The 14,608-nt window shown below is 40.3% G+C and carries 12 protein-coding genes; 7 read left to right on the top strand and 5 right to left on the bottom strand.

What is annotated here, in order from left to right; translation table 11 throughout:
* Nucleotides 1-1,133: 1,133 nt before the first annotated feature.
* Together ACHFIY_RS01650 and ACHFIY_RS01645 are read left to right on the top strand one after the other, a co-directional pair.
* Nucleotides 1,134-2,231, top strand: a complete 1,098-nt coding sequence (locus ACHFIY_RS01650; RefSeq protein WP_410844303.1) for an MBL fold metallo-hydrolase — start codon at nucleotides 1,134-1,136, stop codon at nucleotides 2,229-2,231.
* Nucleotides 2,232-2,387: 156 nt separating this feature from the next.
* Nucleotides 2,388-2,801 (top strand): Fur family transcriptional regulator, encoded by a 414-nt coding sequence (locus ACHFIY_RS01645; RefSeq protein WP_410844302.1) that lies wholly within the window; start codon nucleotides 2,388-2,390, stop codon nucleotides 2,799-2,801.
* Nucleotides 2,802-2,826: 25 nt separating this feature from the next.
* Here ACHFIY_RS01645 and ACHFIY_RS01640 read toward each other — a convergent pair whose 3' ends face one another.
* The 4 genes from ACHFIY_RS01640 to ACHFIY_RS01625 form a co-directional block, all read right to left on the bottom strand.
* Complete coding sequence (locus tag ACHFIY_RS01640; protein WP_410844301.1) at nucleotides 2,827-3,192, bottom strand: helix-turn-helix domain-containing protein; 366 nt, start codon at nucleotides 3,190-3,192, stop codon at nucleotides 2,827-2,829.
* 20 nt (nucleotides 3,193-3,212) lie between these two features.
* Nucleotides 3,213-3,518, bottom strand: coding sequence for a type II toxin-antitoxin system HigB family toxin (locus ACHFIY_RS01635; protein WP_410844300.1), 306 nt, complete (start codon nucleotides 3,516-3,518; stop codon nucleotides 3,213-3,215).
* Between the two features lie 200 nt (nucleotides 3,519-3,718).
* Nucleotides 3,719-4,135, bottom strand: coding sequence for a helix-turn-helix domain-containing protein (locus ACHFIY_RS01630; RefSeq protein WP_410844299.1), 417 nt, complete (start codon nucleotides 4,133-4,135; stop codon nucleotides 3,719-3,721).
* Nucleotides 4,135-4,434, bottom strand: coding sequence for a type II toxin-antitoxin system HigB family toxin (locus tag ACHFIY_RS01625; RefSeq protein WP_410844298.1), 300 nt, complete (start codon nucleotides 4,432-4,434; stop codon nucleotides 4,135-4,137). Before ACHFIY_RS01625 ends, ACHFIY_RS01630 begins: the two co-directional genes overlap by 1 nt.
* A 1,256-nt stretch (nucleotides 4,435-5,690) precedes the next feature.
* On the opposite strand from ACHFIY_RS01625, the gene ACHFIY_RS01620 reads away from it, so the two are divergent.
* The 5 genes from ACHFIY_RS01620 to ACHFIY_RS01600 all read left to right on the top strand — a co-directional run bounded on the left by ACHFIY_RS01620 (nucleotide 5,691) and on the right by ACHFIY_RS01600 (nucleotide 13,392).
* The gene (locus ACHFIY_RS01620) at nucleotides 5,691-8,354 is read left to right on the top strand and encodes an MGH1-like glycoside hydrolase domain-containing protein (RefSeq protein ID WP_410844297.1); all 2,664 of its coding nucleotides are present in this window, start codon (nucleotides 5,691-5,693) and stop codon (nucleotides 8,352-8,354) included.
* A 58-nt stretch (nucleotides 8,355-8,412) separates the two neighbouring features.
* The gene (gene leuB / locus ACHFIY_RS01615) at nucleotides 8,413-9,483 is read left to right on the top strand and encodes a 3-isopropylmalate dehydrogenase (RefSeq protein ID WP_410844296.1); all 1,071 of its coding nucleotides are present in this window, start codon (nucleotides 8,413-8,415) and stop codon (nucleotides 9,481-9,483) included.
* A 467-nt stretch (nucleotides 9,484-9,950) separates the two neighbouring features.
* Nucleotides 9,951-10,337, top strand: coding sequence for a Rid family detoxifying hydrolase (locus ACHFIY_RS01610; protein ID WP_410844295.1), 387 nt, complete (start codon nucleotides 9,951-9,953; stop codon nucleotides 10,335-10,337).
* 307 nt (nucleotides 10,338-10,644) lie between these two features.
* The gene (locus ACHFIY_RS01605) at nucleotides 10,645-12,744 is read left to right on the top strand and encodes an LruC domain-containing protein (RefSeq protein ID WP_410844294.1); all 2,100 of its coding nucleotides are present in this window, start codon (nucleotides 10,645-10,647) and stop codon (nucleotides 12,742-12,744) included.
* A 177-nt stretch (nucleotides 12,745-12,921) separates the two neighbouring features.
* Nucleotides 12,922-13,392 (top strand): Dps family protein, encoded by a 471-nt coding sequence (locus ACHFIY_RS01600; protein ID WP_410844293.1) that lies wholly within the window; start codon nucleotides 12,922-12,924, stop codon nucleotides 13,390-13,392.
* A gap of 248 nt (nucleotides 13,393-13,640) precedes the next feature.
* On the opposite strand, the gene ACHFIY_RS01595 is transcribed toward ACHFIY_RS01600, so the two are convergent.
* Complete coding sequence (locus ACHFIY_RS01595) at nucleotides 13,641-14,339, bottom strand: hypothetical protein (protein ID WP_410844292.1); 699 nt, start codon at nucleotides 14,337-14,339, stop codon at nucleotides 13,641-13,643.
* Nucleotides 14,340-14,608 lie beyond the last annotated feature (269 nt).

Raw genomic sequence — 14,608 nt, 5'->3', positions numbered from 1 at the left:
AAATCTTCGCTTTTATTCCTCTTTTTTATTTATCAGCAACATACATAATTGGATAGTAATAGCCGCATTTAAATCTCAACCTCTCCCCAGTTATCTCCGAAAGGAGATGGAGCAAGAACAAAAGAGGGAATAATAAGAACTAAGCGAATATTTGAAATGGATTTTTTTCATCTTTTTCCGTGATTTATTTTTTTAGAATCTATCTTTTTGCCTATAACTCATTGATATTCAGTTATTTATGTTTTTTTAGCCTCGTTTTTTATGATAATTTTTATGAATTTTATGATAGTTTATTGATAGTAAAATGATAGTTTATTGATAATGGAATAATAATTTATTGATAAGAAACTGATAAGATTTTGATGGTGGATTATCATTTTCCCTAGTGATATACCAGCTGGTGAAGGAGCTAAAGCTAATGTGGCTAGTTGCTGTTTTAATGTAAAGTTGGCATGGATATGTATAAAGCCCAAAATAAAAATCCTATATGGGGGAAATATGCCCCCATGGGCGTCCAAAATTTCCCACTATATGGGGGCATATTTCCCCCATATAGGATTGCGCTTTTCAATATCCCGTAAATTATTCCCAATTTTACAGTAAATGGCGCTCTTTGTTACGGTCAGGCCCCCAAACGAACAAGTTTTGCTAGCATACGTCCTTAGCCTTGTGGCACTATTTTTAACATCAAAATAAAAAAGTTATAATATGTACATTTGTCACTCAAAAAAACACAAAAAACACTCACAAATCACTCACTTTCCACTCACAAAACACGCACAAATCACTCATTTTTCACTCATAAAACACTCACCAAACACTCACTTATAAAAACCATAAAATGCTGCATTTCAATGAGTTATGTTCACGGAAGGCCTAAAATTTAAAATCAGGGGCAAAATGCCCTGCCAAACAAAGGGTGGCAATGCCTCCAAAAAGGGTAAAAAAGAGGTATCCGCACAGTAGCTCTTCTAAGGGGGTAAAGTAGGTACAGCTATTTTAGGATAAACAATTAGCGAAGTTTTGAAATGTACCCATAAAGAAGAAAAGGAAAGAAACAGCTTTTCTTTGTGTCTCTTCGTGTTTTAGGGCTTTCGTGGCTACTTTGCCAAATTTTAATAATAAAACGAAATATGATAATAATTTTAGTGTTAGTTGCTATGTTTGGCCTAGCCATTTGGGCTTACACCAGCAAGGATATATTTGGCAAAACACCATCCGGCGCTTATTTGGAATACATCAAGCAATCACCGCATTACAATGGCAAGAAGTTCCTCAACCTAAGCCATACGCCCGACATCACGGAAGGGGTGAGCTATTTTCAAGTGCTGCGCAGTTTTTTGTTGGAAAAAAGCAAGCGGCTGAAACCTGCCAGCACCCTGCCATCACAAAAAACAGACTTGTTCAAACTAAACCCAGAAGAAAATATATTGGTATGGTTTGGGCATTCTTCCTATTTCATGCAGGTAGATGGCCGCAAGATATTGGTGGACCCTGTGTTTAGTGGCAATGCCTCTCCCATACCAGGTTCTATGAAAAGCTTTCCTGGCAGCGATGTTTACACACCCGCAGATATACCTGAAATAGATTACCTGTTTATTTCACACGATCATTGGGACCATCTCGATTATAGCACCGTAATACAATTGGAGCATAAAGTAAAAACGGTAATCACTGGGCTTGGCACTAGCTTACATTTAAAACAATGGGGCTACCCTGCCGAGAAGATTATTGAAAAAGACTGGTACCAAGAAATTTTTTTGGAGCCGGGTTTTGTGGTAAATACTTTGCCCGCCCGCCATTTCTCCGGCAGGGGGCTAACCAAAAGGCAGCAAAGCCTGTGGATGTCTTTTGCCCTTAAAACCCCCACCATGAATATTTTTATTGGTGGCGACTCTGGCTACGATACCCATTTTGCAAGCATTGGCCAGCAGTTTGGGCCATTTGATTTGGCAATTTTGGAGTGTGGGCAGTATAACAAAAACTGGCGTTACATACACTCCATGCCTGAAGAAGTAGCACAAGCAGCAAAAGAACTAAAAGCAAAAAGGTTACTACCTGTGCATTGGGCAAAATTCCCGCTGGCACAGCACGATTGGGACGAGCCTATTATAAAAATTTCCGCATTCGGAAAGGCCCAAAACATACCCGTGATAACACCCATGATTGGGGAAGCCGTATTTTTGCAGGACGATACCCAATCATTTTCAAAATGGTGGGAAGATATTTAGCCACAAAGACACGAAAACACGAAGAAGCACTAAGAAAAAATTGAAGAAGTATAGGCATTATGGATAAAATATTTTCTTTTAGTTCTTTTATTTCTTTGTGCCACTTTGAGCCTTCGAGCCTTAGTGGCAACTACACTTACAACTTACAACTCCACAATGGAAGCAACAGCGGAAATATTAAAAAAATACGGGCTAAGCATTACCGATAGCCGCAAGCAGATACTCGAACTGTTCCATGCCAGCAAGGGCGCATTGGCTCATGCTGACATTGAAAAAAAATCGGCAGCCAATTTTGACAGGGTAACTATTTACCGTACCCTGCAAACCTTTGTTGACAAAGGCATTATCCATACCATACCCACGGCAGACAATAGTGTGTTGTATGCCCTGTGCAAAGACCACTGCGAGGCAGGCCACCACCACGACAACCATGTGCATTTTATTTGCGACCATTGCGACACCACTTATTGCCTAGACCATGTAACCATACCCACCGTGCAACTGCCTAAAGGGTTTATCCAAAAACAAGCCGACGTGGTAGTGGGTGGGGTGTGTAAAAATTGTAGTTGAAATATAGTTGCTACTCACCTCTTCTTTACACCATTTCTAAAATAAAATTCCCATCAATACCCAATTTTTCGTGTATTGCCTTTAAAAAACGAATGTCTGGCTTCCTTTTGCCGTTTAATATCTGCGATAGCTTGGGCGTGCCAATGCCAAACATGGCAGCTAGTTGTTTTTGTGTAATGTCCATTTCTGCTGCTTTTTGCTGCACCACGGCATTTATGGATACTGGCATGGGCATTAGTTTCAAAACATAGTCTTCGTAGTGTTCCACTGCCTTGGCCATTGTCTCTAGCTCTTTTGCCTCGGTATCTGTAATGTTAGCATCCCCTTTGTCCATCAGAGCGTAAACCTTTATCAATGCCTCCTTATACTCCATGTTGTTTGCTATCTTCATTGTTGCCGTTTTACTTTAATTCAATATTTTTTTGCACCAATTGTTTTGTTAACCTTATCATATTCCGAATGAGTGCCAAACCACAAAATATAAATTGTCCTTACCCTGAAACTAATCATCACGATTAACCTATACTCATTCCCCTTTATGTTAAAACAATACCTATCCCTGCCTACGCTGTCAACACTGTTAAAAGTGTCCTTTATGTCGGCAAAATTGCCCCAACTACATTTTTGTGCTATTGCATACCAATTGTTCAGCGGTTCAGCTGCCAAATTGTACGCCTTCCCATAATCAGCAATTGTAGTTTTCGAAATTATTACCATTGGTACAAAATTATTGTTTATTTCAAATAATGAAATTAATTTTAAACATATAACTGCCCGTAAGTTCCGTAAATTGCTGCTAGTCAACTGCTGTATAATAAACTGCATTGGCCCATAAGGCTAAAAATGGCAGCTTTTTGTTTAATCATCTAGTTTATCCCCTTTGCTTTCCCCCCTTTTTGTTTTATTCATCTGCCCCACTAAGCAAATTCTAAGATTGTCTTAGGGTCGATATTAAAGGTTTTGTATAGCCTCTTTGCCAATTTCATAGATACATTCCTTTTACCGCTTAGTATTTGGCTGAATGTGTTTTCTTTCACGTCTAAAAGGCTAGCGGCCTGACGTTGGTTGAGTGCCTTTTTTTTCATTTGCTTTTCTATGGAAACGATAAGCGGATTTTTGAATTTAATGTGCTTGAACTCCATGTAAATACTTTCGTAGTCTGCACACATCGCCCCTATACGCCCAATTTCGCGGGTATATTCGTTGTCGCTGCCTTGCTCACGCAAATACCCATTTTGGGTGGCATAATCTATCACTTCGTTCATGTATCCCATTGCAGCCTTGTAGTTCTGTAAGTCTGTAATTTCTGTAAGGGCTTCAAATTTCTTTGTCATTAATTTAATATTTTTTTGTCTTTCATTTTATCATATTGTGCATGTGTCCCACAAAATTTTACGTTCATAATGCCATTAATGAACACAACCAAAACCACTAACCTGTATCTATTCCCTTTGATATTAAAAACATGCCTTTCATTGCCCACATAGTCCGCCGAAGGGAAAACCTCTTTTAGTTCGCTGTGGTTTTTAAACTCGCTGTTTTCAATAATTTCAACCCATTTGTTTACTGCATTAGCAGTATTGGTATGCTTATCTGCAAAGGTGTCAAGTACCTCTTTATTCGTTATCCTCATTTTGCATATTGGTTACAAAGCTATAAAATACTTCCCAAATTGTGAAAATGCTAAGTATAGGGTTTTATTTCTTGGCTGTTCGTTTTTTTGAATGGGTTAAACATTTTGAAGTATAAATTCCCATCTATCCCCAGCTTTTGATTGGGTGTATAAAACTTTTTCGCTTTGTCCTGATACCCCTCAATCTATAAAAAACTTATCTTTGTGTTAGAAATGCACTTGATACAAACTATTTACAAAACTGGTGTCTTGGCATCCTAATCGTAGCTCTTTTTTTACTAATATTAAAATAGTTGTAGTCTCAAAATTTGGTCTTGTATGTATGGCTGTAAAATATGCACAAATCAGGCACAAAATATGCATAAAATAAGCAAAAAATAAGCATAAAATAAGCATAAAATACGCACAAAAATTTGATATTATTGTTGATAATCAATGGCTTACAAGAGCAGTAACGATTTTTGAAAAAAAGAAACAGCGTAAAAATCTCACAAGAATGGCAAAACTGAAACTATTTTAATAAAAAGCAAGATAAAAAACATATTATCAAAAATATGCAAATATTGTCTTCTTGCCCTGTTCCTTTTACCTTTTCCTTAGGGTAACTTGTCCCCGTCTTTCGGGAGGGGTGAGGGTGGGCTAGGTTGATTTTTTAATAAAAAAAGCGAAAAACGGTTATGTACCCAGGGTAAACGCATCAAAATTCATTTTGCTCGAATCTTCGAGTTTGACACCAGTCCTGGCATAAGCCACCTTATTTTATCCGGTCAGCCGCAGGCTGATTGAAAAAAATGCGCAGCATATTTTTTTCAAAGGATAAATTAGAGTGGCGGTGCCAGGACGAAGCCCGCCGGCTATGAGGCAAAAGGACTGAAAAGAGGCATTTTTGAATAAAATAGGCAATTAGGCGCAGATTAAATTTTGATGCGTTTGCCCTGGTTATGCTCCCTTTTGGTGTACCGCTTTTAAGAACCCTGCTTATATTTGTATCCATAATCTTTTACAAACAACGGCATAACATTGATTTTGCTTATCTTAAAAAACTAGGCTAAGCCTTTCCGAGACCGTTATCATAATTTTTTTTTTGAATGGTTTACTCCGAATTGCCAGTAACTGATGCCAATTCGTTATTTTTAAACGCTGCATAATATACATACAAAGTATTTTTATGTATCTGGCGCCTTAATTTATCTTTAATTTGTTGCTTTCTATCCTGTTGTTTTTATAGAAAAAGACTGGATTTCTAAATAATATGTATGACTGCTGAACATCAACGCCTTTCTGTAAACGCCCGCAGGCAGATACCACTAGAGCAATGGGGCCCTTATTTAAGCGAGCGCCAATGGGGTACTGTGCGTGAGGATTATGGGCCACACGGCGATGCGTGGAATTATTTCCCGCACGACCATGCGCCTAGCCGGGTTTACCGCTGGGGCGAGGATGGGCTGGCTGGCATTACCGATTATTTCCAGAATTTGTGTTTTGCCGTTGCTTTGTGGAATGGCAAAGACCCTATTTTAAAAGAACGCCTTTTTGGCTTGGGCAATAGTGAGGGCAACCACGGTGAAGATGTAAAGGAACTTTATTATTATTTAGACAATGTGCCTACCCATTACTATATGGAGTACCTGTACAAATACCCCCAGCATGCTTTCCCTTACGAGCAACTAGTAAGGGAAAACAGGAACAGGGGCAAACTACAGCCAGAATATGAAATACTAGACACGGGTGTTTTTGACAACAACGAGTATTTTGATGTAAAAGTTACTTATGCCAAGCAAGGCCCGCAGGATATTTATATTAAAATAGACATTACCAACAAATACAACAAACCTGCCCCTATCACAGTATTGCCAACGCTTTGGTTTTACAACCGATGGAAAAATGGCAGCGACGAAAAAAAGGGCTTGATTACATATAATAGTAAAACAAGCGTAACCGCCGAGCAGGAAAGATTGGGTCGCTATTATTTTTATTTCCAAAAGGCAGACGACATGCTGTTCACGGACAATGAAACCAATAAGCAAAAAATAATGGGCATACCCAATGAAACGCCTTTTGTAAAAGATGCGTTCCATACGGCTGTAATTAACGGCTTGCATACCGAAGCTTTACGCAAGCGGAAAGAAGGCTCTAAATTTTCGCCCGTATATAATATGACTATTGCTGGCGGTGCTACTAAGACAGTTTATTGCAGGTTGTGCAGCAAGCCGCACGACAATCCGTTTGGTGGTCACTTTGAAAATGTGTTCAAGGAACGCAAGCAGCAGGCAGACGATTTTTATGCCGCATTGCTGCACCCATCCACGCCGCCAGATTTATTGAATATACAGCGGCAGGCTTTTGCTGGCTTGTTATGGAGCAAGCAATATTACCATTACGATGTGGAACGTTGGCTAAGCACCAGCGATGGTATCACGCCAGTAAATGATGGCAAGAAGCATGGCCGCAATTCTGACTGGAAGCACCTAAAAAACCAGGATATTATCCTGATGCCCGATAAATGGGAATACCCTTGGTATGCCGCATGGGACTTAGCTTTCCACTGTATCCCCATGGCCATGATAGATGTGTCGTTTGCCAAGCACCAGCTTATCCTTATCATGCGGGAATGGTACATGAAGCCCGATGGGCAATTGCCTGCATACGAGTGGAATTTTGGCGATGTAAATCCACCCGTGCACGCATGGGCAGCCCTGCAGGTATATAAAATAGAAAAAGAAGCCACTGGCAAGGGAGACCTTGTGTTCTTGAAACGTATTTTCCAGAAACTGATTATCAATTTTACTTGGTGGATAAACCGTAAGGACGAAACGGGCAATAACCTGTTCCAGGGAGGTTTCCTTGGGCTGGATAATATTGGCGTATTTGATAGGAGTTACGGCATAGCGGCGCACATGCACCTGCAACAAGCCGATGGCACGAGCTGGATGGGCAAATATGCCCTGAACATGATGGATATAGCCCTGGAGCTTGCAGTAAACGATATTTCTTTTGAAGACACTGCCACTAAGTTTTTCGAGCATTTTGTGCTGATAGCCGAAGCCATCAACGAGCACCTGCTGTGGAACAGCGAAGACAAGTTTTTTTACGATACAGTAAGCATTAAAGGCGGTGAAACCATCCCATTGAAAATACAGAGTATTGTAGGGTTGATTCCATTACTGGCTGTTTCGGTGATAGAAAGGAGTACACTAAGCAAATTGGCCGACTTTAAACGCCGTATTACTTGGTTTGAAAGCTACCGGAAGAAAAACAAACGGTTTTGGCCAAATGAGGAGCGCAGCGATAGCGATAAAATTTTATTATCACTTGTGCCTAGGGATAAACTGGTGGCTTTGCTAACAAGGATGCTGAATGAAGATGAGTTCCTGTCTGATGGCGGCATACGGGCATTGTCTAAACGGTATGAAAAACAGCCTTATTCTGTTACTTTAGACGGAAGGCTTTATTCCATTGCCTACGACCCCGGTGATTCTACTTCTAACCTATTTGGTGGCAACTCCAACTGGCGTGGCCCCGTTTGGATGCCGATAAATTACCTCATTATCCGCTCTATCCGCAAGTATGCGAGTTTTTATGAAGATACGTTGACTGTAGAGTGCCCAACAGGTACTGGCAACATGATGAACCTGGAACAAGTAGCGGACGAGCTCACCCGCAGGGTAACCAGCTTGTTCCAAAAAGGGGAGTCGGGCAATCGTAGATCCAATGCAGAATACACTAGCTTTTACCGCCAGCCCGGCAATGAAGACTTGTTATTGTTTTACGAATACTTTCATGGCGACTCAGGCAAAGGCCTAGGCGCCAGCCACCAAACAGGATGGACAGCAGTGGTAGCAGATTTGATACACCAAATGTATAAGAAAACCCCGAGGCCAGATAGTGCGCCGATTGTAGTGGCAGAAGACGAGGATTGATGGTTTAGTTATTTTCGCTACGTTTCATACTCATTCGAATAAAAGAAGCATACTAAAAATGAAAAAAAACATTCTTATTGTCCCCGGAGATGGGATTGGGCAGGAAGTAACTGCCGTTGGTAAACTAGTATTAGACAAGATAGCTGCCCGTTTTGGGCATGAGTTTACTTATGACGAAGCCCTGATTGGTCACGTGGCCATTGAAGCAACAGGAAACCCATTGCCAGATGAAACATTGGCAAAAATGAAAGCAAGCGATGCTGTTTTGTTTGGTGCAGTAGGCCACCCCAAGTACGACAACGACCCCACAGCCAAGGTAAGACCAGAACAAGGCTTGCTAAAAATGCGCAAGGAACTAGGCTTATATGCAAACCTTCGTCCCATTAAATTATTTGACGAGTTGCTAAGTGCTTCCAGCATTAAGCCCGAAATATTGAAAGGTGCCGACATCTTGTTTTTCAGGGAACTGACGGGGGATATTTATTTTGGCGAGAAAGGCCGCAAAAACAATGGCGACACGGCTTATGATGTGGCAGAATACAGCCGCTACGAAGTAGAACGCATTGGCCGCAAGGCATTTGAAGCTGCCCGTACCCGTAGGAAAAAATTATGCTCTGTTGACAAAGCAAATGTTTTGGAAACCAGCCGTTTGTGGCGCGAGGTAATCCAAAAACTAGCGTTGGAATATCCTGACGTAGAAGTGGAGTACCAATTTGTAGATGCTTTGGCAATGATGTTGATAAAATCCCCAGCCCGTTTTGATGTAGTGGTTACCGCCAACTTATTTGGCGACATACTTACCGATGAAGCCTCGCAAATTGCAGGTTCCATGGGCATGTTGGCTTCGGCCTCTATTGGCGATGGCACTGGCGTTTACGAGCCTATCCACGGTTCTGCGCACGACATTACAGGCAAAGGTGTAGCCAACCCATTGGCTTCTATCTTGTCCGCAGCTTTGCTGCTAGATATTTCTTTTGGCATGAAAGAAGAAGCTGAACTGGTTATAGCCGCAGTGGATAAAGTATTGAAAGAAGGCTACCGCACCCGTGACATTGCCGATGCTGCCACAGCAGCAGACAAAATACTAGGCACAGCAGCAATGGGCAAAGAAGTATTGAAATTTTTATAAAGAGGGGAAGAGGTAATAGGTAAATAGGCAAGGAGATAGATTGGTTTGGTTTCTATTTTCTTGCCTATTGTTTTTATTGTAATTGGTTTAGAGGCCGTTTATAGCTTAATAATGAAATATGGACAATGTAAAAGCGTATCAAAATCTGGGTTAAAATTAAACAATTATTATAGCCTTAAAAAATTACGGCTCAAATACTTGTTTCCCATTTTTTGCCAAAATAAATTATCCGATTGTGATAGCAAATATTTGAATTGCACTCGAAATTTACGCATGTAATGCTTGCTTCTTTTTCTCAGTGCTTCTTTTAGCTTTCGAGCCTTTGTAGCAAAGCAAAAACTTTTATCCCTTTTCCCAAACAAACTATTTTTTTGTTCAATAGAAATACATAACCTTGCTTTTCATAAGCAAAAGCTTTTGGGCCTTTCCATTCAAAATTTCAAACACAAAATTTCAAATAATAAAAAATGCGTAAGCAAATTATCAATACCCCTCATGCACCAGCCCCAATAGGCCCTTATAACCAAGCTATACAAGCGGGCGACTGGGTTTTTGTCAGTGGGCAGATAGCCATTGATGCTGCAACAGGCAATTTAATACTGGATAATATACCAGCAGAAACAACACAGGTAATGGAAAACCTGAAAGCCATCCTCACAGAGGCCAATATTGGTTTTGCCAACGTGGTAAAAACCACCATTTTCCTAAGCGACATGGCTTTGTTTACCGAAGTAAACGAAGTTTATGGCAATTACTTCACAGGCGACTACCCCGCTCGTGAAACCGTTGCAGTGAAAGGATTGCCAAAAGGAGTAAACGTAGAGATTAGCATGGTAGCTATCGGGGCGAAGTAGAAATTTAGTTACTACTCAGGTGCAAGTTTGGTTAATCTGCCACAAAGGCACGAAGACACAAAGAGGCACAAAGTTTTAAGGGAAGAAGAAAAAAGAAAAAAGGAGAAAATGATGTTATCAATAGCTTCTAACCTTCTTTTTCTTCGTGCTTTTGTGCCTTCGTGGCTAAAAAAGCATATTCAATGCGGCGAGCTAGCAACAAAAATTTACAAGCCCCTCATTTGAGGGGTTTTTCAGTTGCACAGCTTATGCCATATTTGCAATATCAAAAGGAAAAAATAAGCACACGATAAAAATCAAAAAAAGCATGAAAAAATTTATCATCCCACTTTGTTTCTTGGCTGCGATTGCTGCTTGCAAAAAAAACGATTCTATTTCGGGGGGCAACACACCTGTTGGCAAAGTTGCACCAGATGGCTTTACTTATAAAACGACAAAGCCTGTAAACGTGGATGTTACTTTGCTAAGCAATACAAATAATGCTCTGAAAGGGGTGATGGTAAATGTGTATGGCTACCGGAATGGCAGCCTTGGCGGGCAGGTATTAACAGGCCTCACTGATAGCAGTGGCAAGTTGAATGCCAGCATATCGGTTTCTTCCTATTACGATACATTGGTGGTAGATGCCAATACCATAGGTGTTATCCGCAACGCGAAAGTTTTTTTAACTGGCAATGCCCTGAAATGTACAATAGGCGGCACAGAAGGGTTTGCTGGCAACGTAGCAGGCACTTTTTCAAAACTCGAAAGCCACGCACCCACTGTGTTCAATACTGGGCGTGGCGGCGTAGGTACGTTTAATATAAATGGTACAATAACCAATACCAATTTTGTTTACCCAATACCTACCCTTACAGGTGCAACTTCTGCAGATGCACTGGGCAAACCAACTTATCTAGAGCCAACAAATGACACCATTTCTTCTGATCTTTTGGCCAATCTTAGTTATTCATTGCCAGAAAGCAAGGCGTTGCCAGGTTCTAAAGGGCAGTCATATCTAGACAATAGTGCCACATCGGATATAATCATGTCTGATACTGCTACTGTTTGGTTAACCTTTGTATCGGAAGGGGCCGGAAACAGGAACACGTTGGGGTATTATACCTACCCTACTGGCAACCCCCCTACCAAGCTTGCTGATATCACCAACATTACTTATATTTTCCCTAATACTAGTTTTAAAGGGAGCGGGGGCAATTTGACCTCTGGCAACAAAGTAAAACTAGGCAACTTTGGCAAAGGCACAACCATTGGCTTTGTGTTGTTTTCGGATGGATGGTATTCCAGCAAAGGATATGGCTATGTAAATACAGCTGCAAAAGCATTCTTTACAGATGCTTATTTAAACCCAGAAACGTTGCCGGCGTTAAAAAAACATACCGTATTGTTGCAATACAAAAACCTTTTGCTTATTGGATTTGAAGACCTAGATAGGAGCGCAGCTAGTTGCGACCAAGATTTTAATGATGTGGTATATTATGTTTCTGCTAACCCTATCAGTGCCATACAAACGGCCAACGTAAAACCGGTGGATGTACCCGTGGATACCGATGGCGATGGCGTGAATGATGTATTGGATGCATACCCTAACGATGCTAAAAGAGCTTACAACACTTATTTCCCAAGTGCTACACAATATGGCACATTGGCTTATGAAGACAACTGGCCATTGCAAGGCGATTATGACATGAACGATTTAGTAGTGAGCTACCGGTATAAAATGGTACTGAATGCCAAAAGCCAATTAGTAGAAATAGATGCCGATTTCGCACCAATTGCAGCAGGGGCAAATTTTCAAAATGGTTTTGGTGTAAAATTCCCATTTACTACCGCTACTGTTCAAAGCGTTAGCGGGCAAAAATTGGCTAATGGATATATTAAGCTGAATGCCAATGGCACAGAAGCTGGGCAAACCAATGCAGTAATTATACCTTTCGATGGTGCTAAACAATTGATTAGTAACCCTAGTGGGGCATCATTTGTAAACACAGACCCTAATCAGGCAAAAGTAGTAGGCGACACGGCACATATTGCTATTGTTTTAACCGCCCCCATTACTTTAACGGATCCTTCAACATTTGATCCATTTTTAATTAGTAACTTGCGGCGTGATTATGAAGTACATTTGCCTGGCTTTGCCCCCACGGCACTAGCTAATGCTAAATTACTAGGCACAGGCAATGATGCGAGTGTGCCAGCTGCAGGAATTTATTATGTTACCAAATTAAATTACCCATTTGCCATTAACTTTGCTGATGGTTTTAATTATCCAGTAGAACAAGCGCCAATAAATACAAGTTATTTACACTTTTTCGACTGGACATTGTCTGGTGGCACGAATTATGCAGATTGGTATAAAAATAGTGCGGCAGGCTATCAAGTAGCTAGTAAAATTTATTCAAAATAATTTATTAAGCATATTTAGGTTTTGGTTTTGGTTTTTATAGGATAACGGCTGCCGGTTTCTACTGGCGGCCTTCTTTTTTTTGATGGCTTTTTCATTTGTATCGTAATCAAAAACGATACCCATCAAATCGGATTATTTAAATTTGTACTATACATCTTATTTAAAAATAGAAAGATTATGAAAATTGATATTGGGATACCCGAAAAAAATGCGCAAGCAGTGGCTTTTGAACTAAACAAAGTATTGGCAGACGAAGTATTGTTGGCTGCAAAAACACGCAACTATCATTGGAACGTGGAAGGGCCTAGTTTTATGGAGCTACATAAGTTTTACGAAGGGCTTTATGACGAGCTTGATGAAGTGATTGACGAAGTGGCTGAGCGTGTGCGGGCTATAGGCCATTATGCAGAAGGCAGGCTTGTGGATGTGTTAAAACTAACCAGCCTGCTTGAAAATGAATATACCAACGACTCCAAAAAACAATTGGCAGATTTGCTTAGCGACCATGAAACCATGATAAGGACATTAAGGAAGCTAATAACTGTTTTTGCCGATGATTATAAAGACCTAGGCAACAGTGATTTTGTAACTGGCTTGATGGAAAAGCACGAAAAAACGGCCTGGTTTATACGGTCTTATTTGAAATAAATTTGTTACTAATCACTACATAGGCAAATAGTAGATATAGGTAAGAAAAAGAAAAAGAGAGGAAACATAGTGTCTTTCTTGTGTTTTTAGTTCCAATATAGGAACATAAGAAAGCTAGAAATTAGGTAAATAACTAAGTTTTCTTTCTTTACTCGCTCAAAATTATTTATGCTAGGTGGTGAGTACTATCTTTTTGTAGTAATCCTTTGTGCTGCTTTGCGCCTTCAAGCCTTTGTGGCAAATCCCACTTAAGTTTTAGGTATAAACTTCTGTAATGTCTGCGAATAACTAAGGTATAATGTACTATTCGTACTGCTTGTTTTTTCGTAATCTTCTATCCTTACTATCCCAACACCGGGCGATACATATTGAACGATTACTTCAGTTGAGCTGCAGTCTGAATAATAAGTTATGTTTCTTATGCAGGAAAACCCATTGACAACCGTTTTAGTTGCAAATCCATATTGCAAAAAAACATGGATACAGGTAGGGGTAGTAAAATCATTTGATTTGCCTAGGTATTGGTTGTCTATGGTTGCTGTTTGGAAAAGGGTATAAGGCAATCCATTCGCGCTGTCCATCTGAAATATATAACCACTTGTTTGGTCTATGGCCGGGGCTAAATAGGCGTTTTTACCAAACCAACCAATGCTGTCGCAGAAATTGTAAAAAGTAATGCCTTGCAAGGATGAGGAGGTTGCCGTTTTGGCAGTAATAACAGCAGTGTCGGCAAATGTGCTGTCCACCACATTGGCACTTTTGAACACCGAGTCCTTATACACCCATTTATTGCCCGCTTTTACTGGTAGCAGCGTAGCCCCTGTATAGGCCGTGGAGTCGGTGGCGGGAGCTATCGGTACATAATTTGTTTTGGAACAGGATGCCATGCTAAGCACAAGTACTGCTAAAATAAATGATAATGCCTGTAATGTTTTTATACTTTTCATAACATTGTATTTTGCCTATTAGACACGCAAATATTACGCTGTGTTTACTATGCAATCGTTAAAGGGGCATTAAAATAGGGCAATGGCTTGTTACTACTCGGTGAACTTATACCACTAGTTAAATGATTTGCATGATTTTAATGATTAAAGCCCTGAATATGAAAGTGGCTTTATTGAAATGACTTCCGCAAGTAATTTTTTTTGTGTTTATCAGTACAATTCTTTTTTGGGTGCATAAAAGTTTTTCGCTTTTTAGTGAAAAAATACCC

Source organism: Parasediminibacterium schistidii (assembly GCF_046546515.1).
GTDB lineage: Bacteria > Bacteroidota > Bacteroidia > Chitinophagales > Chitinophagaceae > Parasediminibacterium.
This window is presented reverse-complemented; position numbering and strand designations above follow the sequence as displayed.

Coding starts and splice junctions, on each gene's coding strand:
- ACHFIY_RS01595 (WP_410844292.1), bottom strand. CDS start 14,339: ATGAAAAGTATAAAAACATTACAGGCATTATCATTTATTTTAGCAGTA.
- ACHFIY_RS01625 (WP_410844298.1), bottom strand. CDS start 4,434: ATGAGGATAACGAATAAAGAGGTACTTGACACCTTTGCAGATAAGCAT.
- ACHFIY_RS01610 (WP_410844295.1), top strand. CDS start 9,951: ATGCGTAAGCAAATTATCAATACCCCTCATGCACCAGCCCCAATAGGC.
- ACHFIY_RS01650 (WP_410844303.1), top strand. CDS start 1,134: ATGATAATAATTTTAGTGTTAGTTGCTATGTTTGGCCTAGCCATTTGG.
- ACHFIY_RS01640 (WP_410844301.1), bottom strand. CDS start 3,192: ATGAAGATAGCAAACAACATGGAGTATAAGGAGGCATTGATAAAGGTT.
- ACHFIY_RS01645 (WP_410844302.1), top strand. CDS start 2,388: ATGGAAGCAACAGCGGAAATATTAAAAAAATACGGGCTAAGCATTACC.
- ACHFIY_RS01635 (WP_410844300.1), bottom strand. CDS start 3,518: ATGGTAATAATTTCGAAAACTACAATTGCTGATTATGGGAAGGCGTAC.
- ACHFIY_RS01620 (WP_410844297.1), top strand. CDS start 5,691: ATGACTGCTGAACATCAACGCCTTTCTGTAAACGCCCGCAGGCAGATA.
- leuB (WP_410844296.1), top strand. CDS start 8,413: ATGAAAAAAAACATTCTTATTGTCCCCGGAGATGGGATTGGGCAGGAA.
- ACHFIY_RS01630 (WP_410844299.1), bottom strand. CDS start 4,135: ATGACAAAGAAATTTGAAGCCCTTACAGAAATTACAGACTTACAGAAC.
- ACHFIY_RS01600 (WP_410844293.1), top strand. CDS start 12,922: ATGAAAATTGATATTGGGATACCCGAAAAAAATGCGCAAGCAGTGGCT.
- ACHFIY_RS01605 (WP_410844294.1), top strand. CDS start 10,645: ATGAAAAAATTTATCATCCCACTTTGTTTCTTGGCTGCGATTGCTGCT.